Here is a 15,149-nt window from a genome sequence, read left to right as displayed (position 1 = left end):
ACAGGAGTGACAAATGCCGAAACTTACAAAAAGACTCGTCGACGCGCTGGAGCGCGATCCCGACCGCGACGGGTTCGTGTGGGATACAGAGGTGCGTGGATTCGGCGTGCGGACGAAGCCGTCCGGGACGAAGACCTTCATCATCCAATATCGGAACGAGGAACGCCGCACACGCCGGTTCGTAATCGGGCAATATGGCGTCCTCACGGTCGAAACCGCCCGCGATCTTGCCAAGAAGAAGCTGGCATCGGTGATCGATGGCGCCGATCCGTCGCAGGAGCGCCGGGCCGCTCGCGAGGGGATGACTGTGGCCGAGGTCTGCGACTGGTATCTCGAAGAAGCGGAAGCCGGCCGTCTGCTTGGCAGGAACCGGCGCCCCATTAAGCCGTCGTCGGTGTCGGGCGATCGTAGCCGTATCGAGCAACATATCAAGCCGTTAATCGGAACGCGCGTTGTCGCCCATCTGAAACTGGCCGACATTGAGCGCCTCCAAGCGGACATCGCCGCTGGCAGGTCGGCGCGGAAGCGTCGGTCCGGGCGTGGTGGACAGACTTCGGGCGGCGCGGGCGTGGCCGGACGCGCGATCAGCACGCTACGCAGCCTCCTCAATCATGCACGCAGGCTAGGCATCATCGAACACAGCCCTGCGAACGGCGTCCGGGTCATAGCCTCGAACAAGCTGAAGCGGCGTCTGAGCGCCGGCGAGGTCCGGCACCTCGGAAAGATCATGAAGCAGATGGAGCGCGAAGGCGAGCATCCGACAGCGCTTGCGGCCATCCGTGTTATGCTGCTGACAGGCTTCCGGCGCATGGAAGTGCTGGCTATGCGAAAGGAGTGGGTCGAGCCGGACGAGAATTGCGTGGCCTTCCCCGACACCAAGTCCGGTGCGCAGATGCGAGCGGCCGGCGACGCCGCGATCATCGAACTAATGAGCCAAGGGCAGCGTAACACGTCGCCCTATGTCTTCCCCGCCGATTGGGGCGATGGTCATTTCATTGGCGTCGTTCGCGTACTCGACCGAGTATGCGCTCGCGCCGGCCTGGAGAAAGTGACGCCGCACGTCCTGCGTCACACCTTTGCGAGCATCGCGGCGTCGCTCGGATTCAGCGAACTCACGATCTCGGGGCTGCTCGGACATGGACCTCGAGGTGTGACACAGCGCTATGTGCATCTCGATGCCGCGTTGGTGATTGCTGCGGATCAGGTCTCAGCGGAAATTGCTCGGTTGCTCGACGGAGGAGAACTACTGTCCATGAAGCAGGCGAAGCGGGGTCGCTATATGGAGGGCATGGGGACGTTCGTCGACGCGTGACTGGCCCGGTTCCCCACCCCATGGTCGCCGTTATCAGGACGCTCGCAGGCAGGTATTCAACGTCCGTGGAATCAACGGGTACGTGGCCAGATCCTCAATGTGGCTGATTCGCACTCAGAGGCTCACCCATGTGGAACAACTCCGCCGTTTTCTTGTATTACTGCGCTACGCTACTACTACGAACGAAACTTGTTGAATTACCCCGCTTTGCCGTTCTTTTAGTCATCCCCATCCGGGGACCGCCTTCGCCTCCTCCCCGGAAACGGGGACGAGATGGCTGGCCAAAATCGCAAACAGGCAACGATGGAACGCGGCGCGCGTATGCTCCGCACCGCGCTCGGGCCTGCCATCTCGGACCTGTTGCGCGACCCCTCCATCGTCGAGGTGATGCTGAACCCCGATGGGCGCATCTGGGTGGATCGCCTCGTCGGCGGGCTGGAAGACACCGGCGAAAAGCTGACCCCGGAAGACGGTGAGCGCATCGTCCGCCTGGTGGCCCATCACGTCGGGGCCGAGGTGCATGCCCGCGCGCCCCGCGTCTCGGCCGAGCTGCCTGAGAGCGGCGAGCGGTTCGAGGGTCTCCTTCCTCCCGTTGTCACGTCGCCGACCTTCGCCATCCGCAAGCCGGCGGTCGCCGTCTTCACCCTCGACGATTATGTCGCCGCCGGGATCATGGCCGAGGCCCATGCCGCCGCGCTGCGCAAGGCCGTCGCATCCCGCGCCAATATTTTGGTGGCGGGCGGCACCTCCACTGGCAAGACCACGCTCACCAATGCGCTGCTGGCGGAAGTCGCCAAGACGCAGGACCGCGTGATCATCATCGAGGACACGCGCGAGCTGCAATGCGCAGCGCCGAACCTCGTCGCCATGAGGACGAAGGACGGCGTGGCGACGCTCTCGGATCTCGTGCACTCCTCGCTGCGCCTGCGCCCCGACCGCATCCCGATCGGCGAGGTCCGCGGCGCCGAGGCGCTCGACCTCCTGAAAGCCTGGGGAACCGGCCATCCCGGCGGCGTCGGCACGATCCATGCCGGCTCGGCCATCGGCGCGCTGCGCCGTCTCGAGCAGCTCATCCAGGAGGCCGTGGTCACGGTCCCGCGCGCGATGATCGCCGAGACCATCGACCTCGTTGCCGTCCTCTCCGGCCGCGGCTCCGCGCGCCGGCTTGCCGACCTCGCCCGCGTCGAGGGCCTCGGCGCCGACGGCGACTACCGGCTCGCCCCCGCCCTTCCCGACCCCATCCCTACCGATCAAACAGGAGTCCCCGCATGATCCGTCGCGCCTTCCGCGTTCGCCGCCACATCGCAACCGCCGCCGCCTTCACCTGGGTCGCGCTGCTGACCTCGCCTGCCTTGGCCTCCGGCTCCTCCATGCCCTGGGAGGCCCCACTTCAGTCGATCCTCGAATCCATCGAGGGGCCGGTGGCGAAAATCGTGGCCGTCATCATCATTATCGTCACCGGCCTGACGCTCGCCTTTGGCGATACCGGCGGCGGCTTCCGGCGCCTGATTCAGATCGTCTTCGGCATCTCGATCGCCTTCGCGGCCAGCTCCTTCTTCCTGTCCTTCTTCTCGTTCGGCGGCGGGGCGGTGATCTGATGGCGGCCGTCCTCGAACAACTCGATGCCGTGCCGGGGTTCACCGCCCCGGTTCATCGCGCCCTCAGCGAACCTATCCTGCTCGGCGGCGCGCCGCGCTCGGTGGCGATCCTCAACGGCACGCTCGCCGGGGCCGTGGGCCTCGGCCTCCAGCTCTGGCTCGCCGGCATCCTGATCTGGGCGATCGGCCATCTTGCGGCCGTCTGGGCGGCGAAGCGCGATCCCCTCTTCGTCGAGGTCGCACGCCGGCACCTGCGTGTGCCTGGCCACCTCTCGGTGTGAGGCGCACGCGATGATGAACCTCGCAGAATATCGCCGTACCGCATCGCGCCTCGCCGACTACCTGCCCTGGGTGGCCCTGGTGGGGCAGGGCGTCGTGCTGAACAAGGATGGCAGCTTCCAGCGCAGCGCGAAGTTTCGAGGGCCGGATCTCGACTCCGCCGTTGCGGCTGAATTGGTCGGCGTTGCCGCCCGCCTCAACAATTCCTTCCGCCGTCTCGGCTCCGGCTGGTGTCTCTTCGTCGAGGCGCAGCGGTCCGAGGCCGGCACCTATCCGAACGACGTGTTTCCCGACCCGGCCTCGGCGCTGGTCGATGCCGAGCGCAAGGCAGACTTCGAGGAGGAAGGCAGCCACTTCGTCTCGGAATACTACCTGACTTTCCTATGGCTGCCGCCGGCAGAGGACGCTGCCCGCGCCGAAAGCTGGCTCTACGAAGGCCGCGAGACCTCCGGCGTCAATCCCTGGGAGCTGGTGCGCGGCTTCGTGGACCGCACCGACCGCGTGCTGGCGCTACTTGACGGCTTCATGCCCGAGTGCTGGTGGCTCACCGACACTGAGACGCTGACCTATCTCCATTCGACCGTCTCGACCAAACGGCACCGCGTCCGCGTGCCGGAAACCCCGATCTATCTCGACGCGCTGCTCGCCGACGAGGCGCTCACCGGCGGGCTCGAACCGCGCCTTGGCTCCGCGCACTTGCGCATCCTCACCATCACCGGATTCCCGAGCGTCACGACGCCCGGCCTGCTGGACGATCTCAACCGGCTCGCCTTCCAATATCGCTGGTCCACCCGCGCGATCCTGATGGACAAGACCGACGCGACCAGGCTGCTCACGAAAATCCGCCGCCAGTGGTTTGCGAAGCGCAAGAGCATCGCCGCCATTCTGAAAGAGGTGATGACGAACGAGCAATCGGCGCTCGTCGACACCGATGCCGCAAACAAGGCGCTCGACGCCGACATGGCCCTACAGGAACTCGGCGCGGACGTGGCCGGCATCGCCTATGTCACCGCGACCGTCACGGTCTGGGACGAGGATGCCCGCCGCGCCGACGAGAAGCTGCGGCTGGTCGAGAAGGTCGTTCAGTCCCGCGATTTCAGCGTCATGGTCGAGACGGTCAACGCCGTCGACGCCTGGCTCGGCTCGCTGCCCGGCCATGCATACGCCAATGTGCGTCAGCCTCCGATTTCGACGCTCAACCTTGCCCACACGGTCCCTTCGTCCGCCGTGTGGGCGGGGCCGGAAAGGGACGATCACTTCGGCGCACCCCCGCTGCTCTATGGCAGGACCGAAGGATCGACCCCTTTCCGGCTTTCACTTCACGTCGGAGATGTCGGCCACACGCTCATGGTCGGCCCGACCGGCGCCGGCAAGAGCGTGCTGCTTGCGCTCATGGCGCTGCAATTCCGCCGCTATGCGGGATCTCAAATCTTCGCGTTCGATTTCGGGGGTTCCATCAGGGCCGCCACTTTGGCGATGGGCGGCGACTGGCACGACCTCGGCGGCCGGCTGACCGAGAGCGCCGACGGCTCGGTCTCCCTCCAGCCGCTCGCCCGCATCGAGCAGACGCAGGACCGCGCTTGGGCCGCCGACTGGATCGTGGCGATCCTCCAACGCGAGGGCGTCACGATCACGCCCGAAGCCAAAGAGCATATCTGGACGGCGCTGTCCTCGCTCGCGTCGGCCCCGATCGAGGAGCGGACCATCACCGGCCTGTCGGTGCTGCTCCAGTCCAACGATCTCAAGCTCGCCATCCAGCCCTATTGCGTCGGCGGCCCCTATGGGCGGTTGCTCGACGCGGAGGCAGAAAACCTCGGCAACGCTTCGGTCGTGGCCCTCGAGACCGAGGGGCTGCTCGACACCGGGGCAGCACCCGCGGTCCTCGCCTATCTGTTCCACCGGATCGCCGACCGCCTCGACGGTCGCCCGACGATGATTATCATCGACGAGGGCTGGCTGGCGCTCGGCGATCCGGCTTTTTCCAAGCAACTCGCCGAATGGCTGGTGACGCTTCGGAAGAAGAACGCATCCGTCGTCTTCGCCACGCAGTCGCTCGCCCAGCTCGAAAAGAGCACGATCGCGCCGGCGATCATCGAAAGCTGCCCGACCCGGCTGCTCCTGCCCAACGACCGCGCCGTCGAGCCGCAGATCACCGCCATCTACAGGCGCTTCGGCCTGAACGACCGGCAGATCGAGATTCTCGCCCGCGCCATCCCGAAGCGGGACTACTACTGCCAGAGCCGGCGGGGAAACCGGCTGTTCGAGCTGGGCCTGTCCGAAGTGGGCCTCGCGCTCTGCGCGGCGTCCTCCAAGTCCGACCAGGCATTGATCGCCGACATCCTCGCCGAGCATGGCCGCGACGGCTTCCTCGCCGCGTGGCTCAAGGCGCGCGGCGTCGAATGGGCGGCCAATCTAATTCCCAACCTCACCAACATCGCCGTCGCGCCCGATCGGCAGGCGACCGCGCCGCAGGAGCCAGCGCCGGTCCTCGACCTCGCCGAAGCCCTCGAACTCGACCCACAGGAGATCATGCCATGACCCGCCACCGTTTCCCTCGTCTCGTGGGCACTTCGCTGCTTGCGCTCACGCTCGCCGCGCCGACGGCGCTTTCGTCGGTGTTCATCACGCCGGCCCACGCCCTCTTCGGCTTTGGCCGCATCGTTTACGACCCGACCAACCACGCCGAGAACCTTCTGACGGCGGCGCGAACCCTCGAGCAGATCAACAATCAGATCACCTCGCTCCAGAACGAGGCGCAGATGCTCATCAATCAGGCGAAGAACCTGGCGAGCCTGCCCTTCAGCTCGCTTCAGACGCTTCAGCAGAACGTGCAGCGCACCCAGCAGCTTCTCGGTCAGGCCCAGAACATCGCCTTCGACGTGCAGTCGATCGACAGCATGTTCCAGCAGGACTACGGGAATCTGTCCCCGTCCTCGACTGACGCGCAAATGATCGCGGACGCGCGCGGCCGCTGGGAAAATACCGTGGGCGGCTTGCAGGACGCGATGCGTGTCCAGGCCGGCGTCGTCGGCAATATCGACACGAACCGCGCCGAGATGTCCGCGCTGGTCGGCGAAAGCCAGGGCGCTACCGGCGCGCTTCAAGCCACCCAGGCCGGCAACCAGCTCCTCGCCCTGCAAAGCCAACAGCTCTCCGACCTCATCGCCGTGATCTCGGCCAATGGCCGGGCGGACGCCCTCTCGGAAGCCGAGCGCGCCACGGCCGCCGAGCAGGGCCGCATCCAGCGCGAGCGGTTCCTCAGCCCCGGGTCAGGATACCAGCCCGGCAACGCAAGCATGTTCAATAACTGACGGGCCGGAAGGGGGACATCATGGACGGCAGGGTGCTGGCCCGGATCGCGGCCATCATATTCATAGCCGTCGCCATCACGGCGACGATCATCGAAATGACCCGCGAGGAAACAGCCGGGCCTGTACCGACCGTTCCGGTGCTCCAGCCGGCCTCCGATCCGCTGCGTCTGGAGCAGCGGCGATGCCAGGAGCTGGGCGAAGCCGCCGCCAACGACGCCACCTGCCTGCGCGTCTGGGCCGAAACCCGCCACCGCTTCCTCGGCCGCTCGCCCGCACCTGAAACCCCCGCCTCGAACGAAGGACGATGAGCCATGGGCGGCACCGGCGTTATCGACAATTTCCTCGGCATCTTCACCAGCTACATCGACAGCGGATTCGGCTTGCTCGGCGGTGAAGTGGCGTTCATCGCCACCACCTTGATCGTGATCGACGTCACCTTGGCCGCCCTGTTCTGGACCTGGGGTGCCGACGACGACATCATCGCCCGTCTCGTGAAGAAGACGCTGTTCGTCGGCGTTTTCGCCTACATCATTTCCAACTGGAACAATCTCGCCCGCATCGTCTTCGAGAGCTTCGCCGGCCTCGGCCTCCTGGCCTCCGGCACCGGCTTCTCGACCGCCGACCTCCTGCGTCCCGGCCGCGTCGCCCAGACCGGCCTCGATGCCGGCCGGCCGCTGCTCGAATCTATCTCCGATCTCATGGGCTGGATCGCGGTGTTCGAGAACCTCGTCCAGATCCTTTGCCTGTTCTTCGCCTGGGCGCTGGTGATCCTCGCCTTCTTCATCCTCGCCGTGCAGCTCTTTGTGACCCTCATTGAGTTCAAATTGACCACCTTGGCAGGCTTCGTCCTCATCCCCTTCGGCCTCTGGGGCAAATCCGCCTTCATGGCCGAGCGCGTCCTGGGCAATGTCGTCTCCTCCGGCATCAAGGTGCTGGTTCTCGCGGTCATCATCGGTATCGGCTCGACCCTGTTCGGCCAGTTCACCGCCGGCTTCGGTGGCGCGACCCCGACCATTGATGACGCCATGGCCATCGTGCTGGCCGCTCTTTCCCTTCTCGGCCTCGGCATCTTCGGACCCGGCATCGCCACCGGCCTCGTCTCCGGCGGCCCGCAGCTCAGCGCCGGCGCTGCCGTCGGCACCGGCCTTGCCGTCGGTGGTGCGGCGATCGCGGCCGGTGGTGCCACCATGCTGGCAGCGCGAGGCGGTGCCGCCGCGCTTTCCAGCGGTGCTGCCCTGGCGTGCGGCGGCGCATCGGCCGCCGGCGCGGCCTCCTCCGCCTACACCCTCGGAGCCATGGGCGAGTCCGGCGCATCCGGCGTCGCGGCCGGTCTCGGCGGCGTTGCCCGTGCCGGTGGTGCCGCCGCGATCTCCCCTCTGAAACGCGCCGCCTCCCGTGCCGCCGAAAGCCTCAAATCCAGCCACACGGCCGGCATCAAGGGCGGTTTCGAGACGACCGGTGGCGGCTCGACAATGGGCACGATCGGCGGCGACGTCTCGCCAACGCCTGCAAGCGCGCCCTCTGCCGACGGTCCGCCCGCCTGGGCGCAGCGCATGCGCCGCAGCCAGGCCATGAGCCAGGGGGTCTCTGCCGCCGGCCATGCCATCCGATCCGGCGACAGCCATGGCGGCGGCTCCTCCATCAGCCTTTCCGAAAGCGACCGCACATGAACATCTTCAAACGCCCCACCACCCACTATGGCAAGACGCCCGAACCCGTCACACCCTATCAGAAGGCAGCCCAAATCTGGGACGAGCGCATCGGCTCGGCCCGCGTTCAGGCCCGCAACTGGCGCTATATGGCCTTCAGCTGCCTGATACTGTCGGCCGGCTTCGCCTCGGCGCTGGTCTGGCAATCCGCCCGCGGCACCGTTGTCCCCTGGGTCGTCGAGATCGACCGACATGGCGAGACCCGCACCATCGAGCCCACCGTCGCTGACTATCGGCCGACCGACCCGCAAGTGGCCTGGCACCTCGCCCGCTTCATCGAGCAGGTCCGGGGCCTGCCGTCGGACCCCATCGTTCTGCGGCAGGCATGGCTGCGCGCCTACGAGTTCACCACGGACAGGGGTGCTGTGGCGTTGAACGAATATGCGAGGTCTAACGATCCCTTCACCCGCGTCGGCCGCGAACAGGTCTCGGTCGAGGTCTCCAGCGTGATCCGGGCATCGCCGGACTCCTTCCGCGTCGCCTGGACCGAACAGCACTACCAGAACGGCCAGCTCTCCCGCACCGAGCGTTGGAGCGCGATCCTCACCATCGTCATTCAGCAGCCGCGCACCGCCGAGCGCCTGCGCGCCAATCCCCTTGGAATCTATGTGAACGCGATCTCCTGGTCGCGGGAGATGAGTCAATGATCGAGCCACAGATTTGGCGGCAATCTGGCTGCAGGACTACGTCCCTCCGTAAATCCGTAGTGGCGGCTTTGCTGTCGACCACCATGCTCGCCGGCTGCGCTACCAACCGAACGCCGCAATTCAGCTATGATGCCGATGTGCCGGAGCTTCCCGTCGTCAGGACCGCCGTGACCGACGGCACGCCCCGGCCGCTGCACACGCCGCCCGGCTGGACAGTCGCGCGCGGCGGCGCGGCGGCCATCACCCCGGAGGGCCGCGTCGGCAATGCCAATGCGGCCGCGCGCGTCGAGCCGCGCCGGGAGGGTTACTACAACGCAATCCAGATCTATCCGTGGTCCGAGGGCGCGCTGTTTCAGGCCTATGCCGCCGTCGGGCAGATCACCACCATCGCGCTCGAACCCGGCGAGGGCCTGACCGGCGCCGGTCCGATCGCGGCCGGCGACACGACAAGATGGATCATCGGCGACACGGAAAGCGGCTCCGGCACGACACGCCGCGTTCATGTGCTGGTCAAGCCGACCCGCGCCGGCATCTCGACCAACCTCGTCATCACCACGGATCGCCGCACCTATCTCATCGAGCTGCGTGCGAGCGAGGAGACGTGGATGCCGGCGATAGCCTGGGCCTATCCCGCGCCGCCTGCAAGCCAGCGCGTGACCGCACCGGCCGCTCCGATCATCCCGGCCGAATCCGCGCGCAACTACCGCTACGGGCTCACCGGCGACAATCCGCCCTGGCGGCCGATCACCGTCTTCGACGACGGCCGGCGCGTTTACGTGGTGTTCCCGCGCGGCATCGTGCAGGGCGAGATGCCGCCGCTGTTCGTCATCGGCTCGGGCGGCGAACCCGAAATCGTCAACAGCCGCATTCACCAGAACGTGCTCATCGTCGATCGCCTCTTCGGCGCGGCCGAGCTGCGCCTTGGTTCCGGCAACCGGCAGCAGACCGTTCGCATCGTCCGGGTGCAACCCGGTCAGACCGCGGCGGCGACTTCAAACAAAACGACCGAGACGGGAGGATCGCCGTCATGAGCGAAACCGAGGGCCGGAAAGAGGAAGGCGTGGAGCTGGCCGGGGCGGCCGGCGACAGGGCGGGCTCGATGCGCCTGCGCGCCGATGCGCCGCGCGTCACGCGCATATCACGCAAGGTTCTCATGGGTGCTGGCCTGGTCGCCGGCATCGGCATCGGTGGCGCGTTGATCTATGCGCTTCAGGGCGTCGATCGTGGCGGCCAGCCCGAGGAGCTGATTTCCACGGATCGCCGGCAGGCGGCCGATGGCTTGCAGGGACTTCCCGGCAGCTATGGCGACGTGCCGGTCCTCGGCCCGCCGTTGCCGGGCGATCTCGGCGGCCCGGTGCTGCGCGCCCGCGAGGAAGGCCAGCCGATTCCTGCGACGCCGATGCCGGTCCCCGCAGCCGATCCAGAGGAGCAGCGCCGCCTCGCCGAGACGGAAGCGGCCCGCACCAGCGAGATCTTCTTCCAGATCCGGGCAGGCCAGAATACAGGTTCTCCCTCGATCCCGTCGGTCCCCGGCTTGACCGGGCTAACCGGCGCTGGAACGCAGGACTGGCACCTTTCCTTCCTCAACGCCGAGGTGGATCGGCGCACCGTCGCACCCGATCGCGTCATGGCGCCGGCCTCGCCCTATATCCTTCAGGCCGGCGCGGTGATCCCGGCCGCGCTAATTACCGGCATTCGTTCGGATTTGCCGGGGCAGATCACCGCCCAGGTGACGCAGAACGTCTATGACAGCCCAACCGGCGCGCTCCTGCTCATCCCACAGGGAAGCCGCCTTATCGGCGAATACGACGCCGGCGTCACCTTCGGCCAACGCCGTGTCCTCCTCATCTGGAATCGCCTCATCCTGCCCAATGGCCGGTCGATCGTGCTGGAGCGCCAGCGCGGCGCCGATGCATCGGGCTATGCGGGGCTCGAAGACGGAGTCGACTACCACTGGTGGGATTTGATGAAGGCGGCGGGACTCTCGACGCTGCTCGCCGTCGGCGCGGAGCTGGCGACAAGCGATGAGGACCGCTTGGTCCGCGCCATACGCGACGGGGCGCAAGACACCGTGAACCAGGCCGGCCAGCAGATCGTCCAGCGGCAGCTTCAGGTCGCCCCGACGCTCACCATAAGGCCGGGCTTCCCGGTCCGCGTGATTGTCGCCCGCGATCTGATCCTCGAGCTATACGGAGCCCACTGATGAGCAATCTCAAGCTTGGCCCGCTGCCCAGGCTCGGCATCGTCCGCATGACGGTACCGATGCCGGAGCCGTTGAAGGAGGAACTCGACCTCTACGCGGCCGAATACGGTCGCCTCTATGGGGAGGTCGACGCCGCCACGCTGATCCCGCATATGCTCGAAGCTTTCCTGCGATCCGATCGCGGGTGGCGCAGTCGCAAATCGAAGCTCGCCGCGAAATCCCGAGCGAGCGCTTCCGGGCGGACCGGCGGCGACGCAAGGCCGAACCCGGCCGCGACCGATCATTGACGCCGGCGCGCAGGCTGACGTGCTGCCAGATCACGCGCGAAGCTCAGGAAGCGGCGTAGCGCCGGATTGTCGCTTGAGGGCGACCACACCGCGCTGAACGGAACGATGTCCTCGGCCGCCGTCAGCGGGCGCAGCACGAGGTCTGGATAGACCATGCTGGCCCAGCCCTCCGAGACCGGTGTTATGCCTTCACCGATAGCGACCATGTGCATCAATGTTTCCACCGTCACATGGCGGGCGGTCACATTCGGATAGGTGCTGTAGTCCGCGACGCGCCGCACGATATAGTCTTGCACCTCCGGCCCCGGCTCCATGGTCGAGACGATGAATCGCTCATCGTGCAATTGCGGCCAGTCCAACGCATTGCTGCTCGCCAGCGGATGATTGACCGCCATCGCCACGTGCACCCGTTCGCGCCAGAACTCCTCGACGTCGCAGCCTGCGACCGGGACATTGCCGGTCAAGAACGCGATGTCGATCTGTCGCGCCCGGATTGCGCGCAGATGCTCGCGCCGTCCACCATCCTGGATGTCGAGCTTAACGCCAGGATGGCGGTGGCGGTAGGAGGTGATCAGCTCGCGCAGGAAGCCACCGGCGAGCGTCGTGATGATACCGATCCGCACCGTGCCTTCCTCGACCCGGCCCGCCGCGCTGGCGCGCTGGAGGACTGCCTCGGCCATCTGGAGCACCGGGATGATGTCGTGGAGGAACCGACTGCCGGCATCGGTGAGCCGGACACCTGACGTTGTGCGCTCAAACAGTGAAATGCCAAGCTCGTCCTCAAAGTCGCGCACACCGCGGCTGACGCTGGACGCCTTCATGCCGAGAGCGGAGGCCGCACCGGAAAAGCTCATCTGCTCGGCCGCTGCCAGCACATAACGCAGCGCCCTCATGTCAAATGGGAGTCCTTCCGCCTGCCAGCGTACAGGACGCTCCCAAAGCGGCGGGTTCGTTCCGTCCATCGCCAATATGCCTCCTTATCAAGAGTGGCGATACGGCTTCGGCTGGCTCCTCCTTGCGGGCATAGTTAGGGCTGTGGTGCAATGTGGCGGTCGAGCAACATATTGCCTGTTGAGCCAGCAATAACACGGCCGCCCGACACGTTTTATCTTAAGGAGACACCTCTATACCCCTGTCGACGATTATGTATAGGACAGAATCTGAAATAAACTCAAGCACATAATTCAGATTGCAGGTGATTGTTTCTCTTGTTTGACCCCTCTTGTTTGACCCTTTGTCGCCTGTTGGCACTGACGGTTATGGTTAAGTTGTTGGTGTCACTTCGTAGCACGCTCTCGACCGTGAATATGCCGTCCGCCATCGCATAGAACCTGTCGTCGCGATCGGGATAGAAGCGGACGCGGGGAGCCGGTCTGGTCCTGAGATCGACCGTTTTGGACCGGCCCAGAGCTACCCGAAGCCGTCGCGACATCTGCCCACACACTGCACCTATTCAACGACACGATCACCGGTCTGCGGGCAAGTGCCGATTCAAACACGCGCTTGCAGGAACTGTAGAACGCATTCCTTTCGATCACGCGAAGCGCGTTTATAGATGAGGCAGCTATGATCGGCTGTTCGTTCGCACCGGCCGAGGGATTGATGGCCAACATCGCGAGTTCCGGTTGACTTAACGATAAGCGCACGGACCGGATTCAGACAGATGTGAGACGCGGGCCTTGCGAAAGCTTCGGGGGAGCGAAGCTGGAGCTGCGACATTTCAAGCCACGGAGAACCTCCGATGCAGGCCTTTTGGGATAGTGTCCCACTGAGCGGTGTCGCTGGCGGCATTGATCACGGCGAAATCTCCTTCGAATGAGGCCTCGATTCTCGGCGACGGGCGCGTTCTGCCGGTCTGTCGGCCGACGAGGCGGCACAAGCGGTCGGCGTCTCGCCGGCGACCCTCTACCGCTGGGTGAGGCGGCCCGAGCCCATGTCGCGTCGGCCGCGCTGGGTGCGCAAGCGCAATGGATGCCGGCGCTGGCACGAGCCGTCGAGGAAGTGCGCGCAGACAATCCGATGTGGGGCAAGAAGAACTCGCCTGGCTGATACGCCGCGAAGGCGTCGGGGTCTCGACATCCACCGTCAGGCCATTATTCCGGGAACGGAATTGGAATTGAGTTTGATCAACCGCATTTCGAGTTCCAGTTCGCAAGGTGCGGCTTCGAAGACTGGGTCCCATTATATGGCATGAGCCGCACCAGGGCACTCAAATGTCACCCAGCACTGATACATCGCGTTGTTTTACGTGCTTGTCGAGCGTCGACGTATCGACGTCAATCGGCTTGCCAGAAAACAGCCGAGCACGACAGCGCCCGCATTGAGCGGACTATCCGCTCAGCCCAGCGGTTGCTCCGCATAGAGCGATCGAGTGCAAGCGAGCAAAAACCGCGCTGCAGGTACTGGCGCTTGTGGCGCTGGCGACCTATAATTCAATAACTCTTGAATAATTGGGGTAATTATGAACGAGAAGCAGGCACTTGGCGCTTTCGCGGCGCTATCGCAGGAAACCCGGTTACGCATTGTCCGGCTGCTGGTGACAACCGGCCCGCAAGGATTGGCGGCCGGCGCGATCGGCGAGGCGATGGATGGCGCGGCCTCCTCGCGAATGTCGTTTCACCTCAGCCATCTGGAGCAGGCCGGTCTGGTGGAATCCCGGCGCGAGGGGCGCTCCATCATCTATAGCGCGGCCTTGCCGGCGCTTGCCGGCCTCGTTGAATTCCTCATGCGCGACTGCTGCCAGGGGCACCCGGAAGTGTGCAGCCCGGCCGTCGCCGCCCTTTCCTCCTGCTGCGAACCCGCGAAAGGCGCCGTCCATGTGTGATACGGCTTCATCCGGTCGCATTTTCAACGTCCTGTTCCTGTGCACCGGCAATTCGGCGCGCTCGATCCTGGCCGAGAGTATCCTGAACAAGGATGGCGCCGGGCGGTTCCGGGCCTTCTCCGCGGGCAGCCAGCCGAAGGGTGACGTCGATCCCATGGCACTGAAGGTGCTGGAGAGTTATGACTACCCCGCCGCCGGCCTGCGTTCGAAGAGCTGGGACGAGTTCGCCGCGCCCGGCGCGCCGGTCATGGATTTCGTCTTCACGGTTTGCGACAACGCGGCCGGCGAAACCTGCCCGGTCTGGCCCGGCCAGCCGATGACAGCGCATTGGGGCATCGAGGATCCGGCCACCAAAGGGGTGCTCGACATCCACAGGGAGACCGCTTTCGTCACCGCGTTCCGTCACCTGAGGAACCGCATTTTTGCTTTCGCAGCCCTGCCGGTCGACAGTCTCGACAGGTCATCCCTGTGCGCGAAGCTCGTGGAGATCGGGCGGTCAGACGGCGCGACCTCGCCTCGCGACAGCGCGGCATGAAGCCGATCATGGACGTCGTCATCTACCACAATCCCGATTGCGGCACCTCGCGCAACACGCTGGCGATGATCCGCAATGCGGGTGTCGAGCCGCATGTCGTCGAGTATCTGAAGACGCCGCCTTCAAGGGCGATGCTGGAGAATTTGATCGCCCGCATGGGCATTTCGGTCCGTGCCCTGCTGCGCGAGAAGGGCGCGCCTTACGCCGAACTCGGTCTCGGGGATCCAGCCCTGGGCGATGCGCAACTGCTCGACGCGATGATGGCGCATCCGATCCTCATCAACCGGCCGATCGTCGTCAGCCCCAAAGGCATCCGGCTTTGCCGTCCTTCCGAAGAGGTGCTCGATCTGCTGCCGGCGCAGCAGGGCGAATTCATCAAGGAAGACGGGGAGCGCGTCATCGACGGGCACGGCCGCCGCGCGGCGACTGCGTAGGGAAAAACTC

The 15,149-nt window shown here is 65.6% G+C and carries 17 protein-coding genes; 16 read left to right on the top strand and 1 reads right to left on the bottom strand.

The annotated features are described in order from the left end of the window. Positions 1 to 13 precede the first annotated feature (13 nt). The 12 genes from ABID37_RS06425 (at position 14) to ABID37_RS06370 (ending at position 11,346) form a co-directional block, all read left to right on the top strand. Positions 14 to 1,312 carry a tyrosine-type recombinase/integrase gene (locus ABID37_RS06425; protein WP_354193347.1) on the top strand — a complete coding sequence of 433 codons (1,299 nt, stop codon included), beginning with the start codon at positions 14 to 16 and terminating at the stop codon, positions 1,310 to 1,312. A gap of 273 nt (positions 1,313 to 1,585) precedes the next feature. Beyond that, positions 1,586 to 2,584 carry a P-type conjugative transfer ATPase TrbB gene (gene trbB, locus ABID37_RS06420; RefSeq protein WP_354193345.1) on the top strand — a complete coding sequence of 333 codons (999 nt, stop codon included), beginning with the start codon at positions 1,586 to 1,588 and terminating at the stop codon, positions 2,582 to 2,584. Next, positions 2,581 to 2,910 (top strand): TrbC/VirB2 family type IV secretion system protein, encoded by a 330-nt coding sequence (locus tag ABID37_RS06415; RefSeq protein WP_009452106.1) that lies wholly within the window; start codon positions 2,581 to 2,583, stop codon positions 2,908 to 2,910. The genes trbB and ABID37_RS06415 overlap by 4 nt, the downstream gene beginning before the upstream one ends. Beyond that, entirely contained in the window at positions 2,910 to 3,191 is a 282-nt protein-coding gene (locus ABID37_RS06410; RefSeq protein ID WP_354151875.1) for a VirB3 family type IV secretion system protein, read from the top strand. Before ABID37_RS06415 ends, ABID37_RS06410 begins: the two co-directional genes overlap by 1 nt. Before the next feature lie 10 nt (positions 3,192 to 3,201). Continuing rightward, the gene (gene trbE / locus ABID37_RS06405) at positions 3,202 to 5,727 is read left to right on the top strand and encodes a conjugal transfer protein TrbE (protein ID WP_354193343.1); all 2,526 of its coding nucleotides are present in this window, start codon (positions 3,202 to 3,204) and stop codon (positions 5,725 to 5,727) included. After that, positions 5,724 to 6,500, top strand: coding sequence for a P-type conjugative transfer protein TrbJ (gene trbJ, locus ABID37_RS06400; protein WP_354193341.1), 777 nt, complete (start codon positions 5,724 to 5,726; stop codon positions 6,498 to 6,500). The genes trbE and trbJ overlap by 4 nt, the downstream gene beginning before the upstream one ends. 20 nt (positions 6,501 to 6,520) lie before the next feature. Further along, on the top strand, positions 6,521 to 6,808 hold the full coding sequence (trbK-alt, locus tag ABID37_RS06395) for a putative entry exclusion protein TrbK-alt (RefSeq protein WP_354193339.1): 288 nt from the start codon (positions 6,521 to 6,523) through the stop codon (positions 6,806 to 6,808). A gap of 3 nt (positions 6,809 to 6,811) precedes the next feature. Beyond that, on the top strand, positions 6,812 to 8,170 hold the full coding sequence (gene trbL / locus ABID37_RS06390; RefSeq protein WP_354193337.1) for a P-type conjugative transfer protein TrbL: 1,359 nt from the start codon (positions 6,812 to 6,814) through the stop codon (positions 8,168 to 8,170). Then, positions 8,167 to 8,856, top strand: a complete 690-nt coding sequence (gene trbF, locus ABID37_RS06385; protein ID WP_354193336.1) for a conjugal transfer protein TrbF — start codon at positions 8,167 to 8,169, stop codon at positions 8,854 to 8,856. The genes trbL and trbF overlap by 4 nt, the downstream gene beginning before the upstream one ends. An 83-nt stretch (positions 8,857 to 8,939) precedes the next feature. Further along, on the top strand, positions 8,940 to 9,887 hold the full coding sequence (trbG, locus tag ABID37_RS06380; RefSeq protein WP_354193557.1) for a P-type conjugative transfer protein TrbG: 948 nt from the start codon (positions 8,940 to 8,942) through the stop codon (positions 9,885 to 9,887). Then, positions 9,884 to 11,059 (top strand): TraB/TrbI/VirB10 family type IV secretion system protein, encoded by a 1,176-nt coding sequence (locus tag ABID37_RS06375; protein WP_435521539.1) that lies wholly within the window; start codon positions 9,884 to 9,886, stop codon positions 11,057 to 11,059. Before trbG ends, ABID37_RS06375 begins: the two co-directional genes overlap by 4 nt. Further along, the gene (locus ABID37_RS06370) at positions 11,059 to 11,346 is read left to right on the top strand and encodes a DUF2274 domain-containing protein (protein WP_354193334.1); all 288 of its coding nucleotides are present in this window, start codon (positions 11,059 to 11,061) and stop codon (positions 11,344 to 11,346) included. The genes ABID37_RS06375 and ABID37_RS06370 overlap by 1 nt, the downstream gene beginning before the upstream one ends. Here the strand turns inward: ABID37_RS06370 and ABID37_RS06365 are convergent. Beyond that, a complete protein-coding gene (locus tag ABID37_RS06365; protein ID WP_354193333.1) occupies positions 11,340 to 12,308 on the bottom strand; it encodes a LysR family transcriptional regulator in 969 nt (322 codons plus the stop codon). The genes ABID37_RS06370 and ABID37_RS06365 overlap by 7 nt on opposite strands. 893 nt (positions 12,309 to 13,201) lie before the next feature. Between ABID37_RS06365 and ABID37_RS06360 the strand changes: the two genes are divergently transcribed. The 4 genes from ABID37_RS06360 to arsC all read left to right on the top strand — a co-directional run bounded on the left by ABID37_RS06360 (position 13,202) and on the right by arsC (position 15,139). Next, a complete protein-coding gene (locus tag ABID37_RS06360; protein WP_354193555.1) occupies positions 13,202 to 13,540 on the top strand; it encodes a hypothetical protein in 339 nt (112 codons plus the stop codon). A gap of 267 nt (positions 13,541 to 13,807) precedes the next feature. Further along, the gene (locus ABID37_RS06355) at positions 13,808 to 14,170 is read left to right on the top strand and encodes an ArsR/SmtB family transcription factor (RefSeq protein ID WP_354193332.1); all 363 of its coding nucleotides are present in this window, start codon (positions 13,808 to 13,810) and stop codon (positions 14,168 to 14,170) included. Further along, complete coding sequence (locus tag ABID37_RS06350) at positions 14,163 to 14,705, top strand: arsenate reductase ArsC (RefSeq protein ID WP_354193331.1); 543 nt, start codon at positions 14,163 to 14,165, stop codon at positions 14,703 to 14,705. Before ABID37_RS06355 ends, ABID37_RS06350 begins: the two co-directional genes overlap by 8 nt. Positions 14,706 to 14,713: 8 nt before the next feature. After that, a complete protein-coding gene (gene arsC / locus ABID37_RS06345; protein ID WP_354193554.1) occupies positions 14,714 to 15,139 on the top strand; it encodes an arsenate reductase (glutaredoxin) in 426 nt (141 codons plus the stop codon). The last annotated feature ends 10 nt before the right edge of the window (positions 15,140 to 15,149 follow it).

It is taken from the genome of Aquamicrobium terrae (assembly GCF_040545735.1).
Classification (GTDB): Bacteria; Pseudomonadota; Alphaproteobacteria; order Rhizobiales; family Rhizobiaceae; genus Mesorhizobium; species Mesorhizobium terrae_A.
The sequence above is the reverse complement of the archived record's forward strand: the minus strand, read 5'-3'. Positions and strand labels throughout refer to the sequence as shown.